General features: G+C 68.1%; 1 protein-coding gene and 1 pseudogene. Both read right to left on the reverse strand.

Annotation, left to right across the window (positions count from 1 at the left end; translation table 11 throughout):
• A pseudogene (locus tag FJ980_RS31725) lies at positions 1 to 658 on the reverse strand (transposase zinc-binding domain-containing protein); the annotation flags it as partial.
• Between the two features lie 2 nt (positions 659 to 660).
• The coding region (locus FJ980_RS31730) for a tyrosine-type recombinase/integrase (RefSeq protein WP_140547453.1) at positions 661 to 1,384 on the reverse strand (724 nt) is incomplete at its 5' end.

Raw genomic sequence — 1,384 nt, forward strand, 5'->3', positions numbered from 1 at the left:
AAGGGCGCCATCGATCCAAAGAAGGTGAGCCGGCCGGCATCGTGCAGCGCGACCAGCCGCGTGAGGAACAGGCGGCGGAACAGCTTGCCGAGCACGCGCACCGGCAGCAGGAAGGCCGGGCGCGACGATATCCACCGGCTTCCGTCTGGCGCGATGCCGCCGCTCGGCACGATCATGTGCACGTGCGGATGGTGCGTCATCGCCGAACCCCAGGTGTGGAGCACGGCAGTGATGTCGATGCGCGCGCCGAGATGCTTCCGATCTGCCGCGATGGTCAGCATCGTCTCCGACGCCGCCTTGAACAGCAGGTCGTAGACCAGCGCCTTGTTCTGGAACGCGATGTCGGCGACCTCGGCGGGCAGCGTGAACACGACATGGAAGTAGCCGACCGGCAGCAGGTCGGCCTCGCGCTCGGCAAGCCATGTCCGCGCGGCCGCGCCCTGGCACTTCGGGCAGTGCCGGTTGCGACAGGAGTTGTAGGCGATGCGCCACTGGCCGCAGTCCTCGCAGGCTTCGACATGCCCGCCGAGGGCCACGGTGCGGCAGTGCTCGATCGCATGACCTTGAGCTGCTGCAGGGTCAGATGTCCTGCATGGGCGGCCCGGTAGGCGGGCCCGGCAGTGCGGAAGATGTCGGCAACCTCGATCGAGGCGCGCACGCTCAGCCGTCGGGTGAGATCTCTTCCGGCTTGAAGAGGCCAAGCTTGTCGAGCGGGCTCGTGACCGTGCGCACCGTGCGGGTTGCAACCTTGGTGTAGAAGGCGGTGCTGTTCAGCTTGGCGTGCCCGAGCAGGACCTGGATGATCCGGATGTCGGTGCCGTCCTCCAGCAGGTGGGTGGCGAAGCTGTGACGCAGCGTGTGCGGCCCGACCCGCTTGGCGATGTCGGCGGCCCGGGCCGCCTCGACGACGATGCGATAGAGCTGCCGCGTGCTGATCGGCTTCATCGCGTGCTGTCCGGGGAACAGCCAACCGTCGCGATGCATCACGCCCTGCTGGCGTCCGACCTTCCACCACTGGCGCAGCAACAAGAGCAGGTCTTGCGACAGCATGGCGTTGCGGTATCGCCCGCCCTTGCCGCGCTCGACGCGCAACAGCATGCGCTCGCTGTCGACGTCGGCAACCTTCAGCGTCCACACCTCCGCCACGCGCAGGCCCGCGCCATAAGCGACCGACAGCGCGGCCTGGTGCTTGAGGCAGGTGGTGGCGTTGAGCAGCCGGGCCACCTCGTCGCGACTGAGCACCACGGGCAGGTTGCGCGGATGCGACAGCCGGACGAGCCGACGCGCCAGGTCCGGGCGGTCGAGCGTTGGGGTGAAGAAGAAGCGTAGCGCCGACACGATGCTGTTCATCGTCGGCACGGGAACGCCGCCTTCCTGCTGCTCG

Source organism: Mesorhizobium sp. B1-1-5, assembly GCF_006443065.1.
GTDB lineage: Bacteria > Pseudomonadota > Alphaproteobacteria > Rhizobiales > Rhizobiaceae > Mesorhizobium.